This is a genomic window from Streptomyces sp. BE303 (assembly GCF_036290945.1).
Classification (GTDB): Bacteria; Actinomycetota; Actinomycetes; order Streptomycetales; family Streptomycetaceae; genus Kitasatospora.
The window spans coordinates 1-4,144 of sequence record NZ_JAQYWZ010000625.1 but is presented as its reverse complement, the minus strand read 5'-3'; the positions used below and the strand labels follow the sequence as shown (position 1 = coordinate 4,144).

1 protein-coding gene is annotated in these 4,144 nt (G+C 76.9%); it reads left to right on the top strand.

Going from position 1 to position 4,144, the window contains the following annotated elements; genetic code table 11:
• Nucleotides 1-38: 38 nt before the first annotated feature.
• Nucleotides 39-4,144 (top strand): SDR family NAD(P)-dependent oxidoreductase (locus PUR56_RS14400; protein ID WP_329949199.1); only part of this gene is annotated, 4,106 nt, incomplete at its 3' end.

The window sequence follows — 4,144 nt, the reverse complement described above, 5'->3', positions numbered from 1 at the left end:
AGGCGGTGGTCGCGGGTCTGGTCGGGGTGCGGGGTGCGGTGCCGCGTGTTCCGTGGTTCTCGACGGTGACGGGGGAGCGGGTCACGGAGCCGGTGGACGCGGCCTACTGGTGGTCCAACCTGCGCGACCAGGTCCGCTTCGCCCCGGTGATCAAGGCTCTGGCCGACTCGGGGCACCAGCTCTTCGCGGAGGTGTCGGGGCACCCGGTGCTCACCGTGGCGCTGGAGCAGTGCGCTCCGGACGCGGGGGTGTGGGGGACGCTGCGCCGGGGCGAGGACGGCCCGGCCGGGCGGATCCGCGCGCTCGGCGACGCCTGGACGCGGGGCGTCCGCGTCGACTGGTCCCCGTGGTTCTCCGGCCTGCGCCCGCTGCCCGACCTGCCGACCTACCCCTTCCAGCGCCGCCGGCACTGGCTGACGCCCGAGGAGCAGCGCCGCGACCAGGGCGGCGACCCGGAGTTCTGGAACGCCGTCGAGGGCGGCGCCGAGTCGCTCGCCGACGAACTCGGCCTGACCGCCGACGCCGTCGAACCGGTGCTCGACGGGCTGGCGTCCTGGCGGGCGCGCCGGAAGCTGGCGTCCACGATCGACGGCTGGCGGTACGCGGTCGGCTGGGTCCCGCTGCCCGTCCCCACCCCCACCCCCGCGCCCGCCTCCGGACCGGGGCGCCCCGAGGGCCGGTGGCTGCTCGTCAGGCCCGAGGGCGTCGACACCCCCGTGCCGGACGGCCTCCTCCCGGACGCCGACGTGCTGGTCCTGGACGCCGCCGCCGACCGGGCCGCGATGGCCGCCGCCCTGCCCTCCGGGCCGTACGACGGCGTGGTGTCGCTGCTGGCCCTCGACGAGCGGCCGGTGCCGGACCACCCCCTGGTCGCACGCGCCGTCGCCGGCTCGCTGACGCTGCTCCAGGCACTCGGCGACGCCGGGATCGACGCCCCTGCCTGGGTCCTCACCCGGGGCGCGGTCGGCGTCGGCGGCGCCCCGCTCAGCCTCGCCCAGGCCGAGGTCTGGGGCCTGGGCCGGATCGCCGGGCTCGAACTGCCCGGCCGCTGGGGCGGACTGGTCGACCTGCCCGAGACGCCGGACGCCCGCTCCGAGGAGATCCTGGCCGCCGTCCTCGCCGGCGCCCTGGGCGCGGAGGACCAGCTCGCGATCCGCGCCGACGGATTGTGGACCCGCCGGATCACCCCGGCGCCGGCCCGCCGGGGCGGGGAGGGCTGGCGGCCCCGGGGCACCGTCCTGGTCACCGGCGGCACCGGCGCGCTCGGCTCCCGGATCGCCCGATGGGCCGCCGCGAACGGCGCCGAACGGATCGTCCTGACCAGCCGGCGCGGCCCCGGGGCGCCCGGCGCCGCCCGGCTGGGCGACGAACTGGCCGCGCTCTGCCCCGAGGTCCGGATCGTCGCGTGCGACCTGGCCGACCGGGCCTCCGTCGAGGCGCTGCTGGCCGAGGCCGGCCCCGTCGACGCCGTCGTGCACGCGGCCGGGACCGGCGCGAACGTGCCGTTCGACGAGACCGACGTCGCCCTCGTCGAGCGCCTGCTCGCGGGGAAGGTCGCCGGCGCCGTCCACCTCGACGCCCTGGTCGGCGACGTGGATGCGTTCGTCACCTTCTCGTCCATGTCCGGCGTCTGGGGCAGTCAGGCGCACGCCGCCTACGCGGCCGCCAACGCCGCCCTGGACGCGCTCGCCGAGCAGCGGCGGGCCCGCGGCGGCAGGATGACCGCCGTCGCCTGGGGCTCGTGGGACGAGGCCGGGATGGCCTCGGCCGAGGTCGGGGCCCAGCTGCGCCGGCGCGGCATCGTCCAGATGGCGCCGGAACTCGCGATCGAGGCGCTGCGCCGCGCGGTCGCCCAGGACGACACCACGATCTGCGTGGCCGACGTCGACTGGCCGCGCTTCACCGAACTCTTCACCGCCGAGCGGCCCCGGCCGCTGATCGGCGACATCCCCGCCGTCCGGGACGCGCTGGCGCAGGCGGCGGAGCCCGCCGGGGACGGGTCAGGTCTCGCCGCCCGCCTGGCGGGCCTGCCCGTCGCCGAGCAGGAACGGATCGTCCTCGCCTGCGTCCGGTCCGGCGCCGCCGCCGTGCTCGGCCACCCCTCCGTCGACGACATCGCACCCCGCAGGCCGTTCCGCGAGCTGGGCTTCGACTCGCTGACCGCCGTCGACCTGCGCAACCGGCTGCGCGCCGAGACCGGCCTGCCGTTGTCGGCCACGGTCGTCTTCGACCACCCGAACGCCGCCGCGCTGGCCGCGCACCTGCTGGCCCGGGCCGGCGGCACCGCGGCCCCCGCACCCGCCGTCGCCGTCACCACGGCCGACCGGGGCGAGCCCCTGGCGATCACCGCGATGAGCTGCCGCTTCCCGGGCGGCGTCGGCTCGCCGGAGGACCTGTGGCGGCTGGTGACCGACGGCGTCGACGCGATGTCACCGTTCCCCACCGACCGCGGCTGGTACCTCGGGGACCTGGTCAACGCGGACTCGGCGGTGCGCGGCACCACCTACACCAGCGAGGGCGGGTTCCTCGACGACGTCGCCGGCTTCGACGCCCGCCTGTTCGGGATCACGCCGCGCGAGGCCGTCGCGATGGACCCGCAGCAGCGGCTGCTGCTGGAGTGCGCCTGGGAGGCCCTGGAACGCGGCGGCCTGGACCCGCTGGGCCTGCACGGCACCCGGACCGGCATGTTCGCCGGAACGAACGGCTCGGACTACCTGTGGTCGATGGGCGTCTTCCCCAGCGAGCTGGAGGGCCACCTCGGCACCGGCAACGCGGCCAGCGTCCTGTCCGGGCGGGTCTCGTACACGTTCGGCCTCGAAGGCCCCGCGATGACCGTCGACACCGGCTGCTCCTCGTCGCTGGTCGCGCTGCACCTGGCCGGGCAGGCGCTGCGGGCCGGTGAGTGCGACCTCGCGCTGGTGGGCGGCGTCACGGTCATGTCGACGCCCGGCCCGTTCGTCGAGTTCAGCCGGAAGGGCGGGCTGGCCGGCGACGGCCGCTGCAAGTCCTTCGCCGCCGCCGCGGACGGCACCGGCTGGGGCGAGGGCGTCGGCGTGCTGGTGGTCGAGCGGCTCTCGGACGCGCGGCGACTGGGTCACCCGGTCCTCGCCGTGGTCCGGGGCAGCGCGGTCAACCAGGACGGTGCGTCCAACGGCCTGACCGCGCCGAGCGGCCCCTCCCAGCAGAAGGTCATCCTCCGGGCGCTGGCCGACGCGCGCCTCGAACCCGCCGACATCGACGCGGTCGAGGCGCACGGGACGGGCACCACGCTGGGCGACCCGATCGAGGCCAACGCGCTGCTGGCCACCTACGGAGCCGGCCGCACCGGCGACCCGCTCTGGCTCGGGTCGGTGAAGTCGAACATCGGCCACACCCAGGCGGCGGCCGGCATGGCCGGGCTGATGAAGACGGTGATGGCGATGCGGCACGGCGTGCTGCCGAGGACGCTGCACGTCGACGAGCCCTCCCCGCACATCGACTGGGCGCTGGGCGGCGTCGAGCTGCTCACCGAGGCCCGCCCCTGGCCGAGGACCGGCCGGCCGCGCCGGGCCGGGGTGTCGGCGTTCGGCGTCAGCGGGACGAACTCGCACGTCATCCTCGAAGAAGCACCGGAGGCGTCCCGGCCCCGGCCCGAGGCCGGGTCGCAGCCCGAGCCGAAGTCCGAGCCGAAGTCCGGGTCGCAGCCCGGGTCGCAGGGGGAGCCCGAGCCGGGCCGGCCGGTACCGCTGCCGCTGTCCGGCGCCGACGACGGCGCGGTCCGCGCCCAGGCCCTGGCGCTGCGGGACGTCCTCACCGCCGGGGCTTCCCCGGCCGACGTCGGAGCCACGCTGGTGGGCCGGGCGGCGCTCCCGGTGCGGGCGGTGGCGTGGGACGCGGAGGGTCTGGAGGCGGTGGCCGCGGGTCTGGGCCCGGTGGCCGGGTCGCCGTCGGGCAGCTCGGACGTGGTGTTCGTGTATCCGGGTCAGGGTGGTCAGTGGCTGGGTATGGCGGTGGGGCTGCTGGAGTCGCGAGCGTTCGCGGATCGTCTGCGGGAGTGTGATGCGGCGCTGTTGCCGTTGACGGGGTTCTCGGTGGAGGCGGTGCTGCGGGGCGGGGACGACTGGTTGGCGCGGGTGGAGGTGGTGCAGCCGGTGCTGTGGGCGGT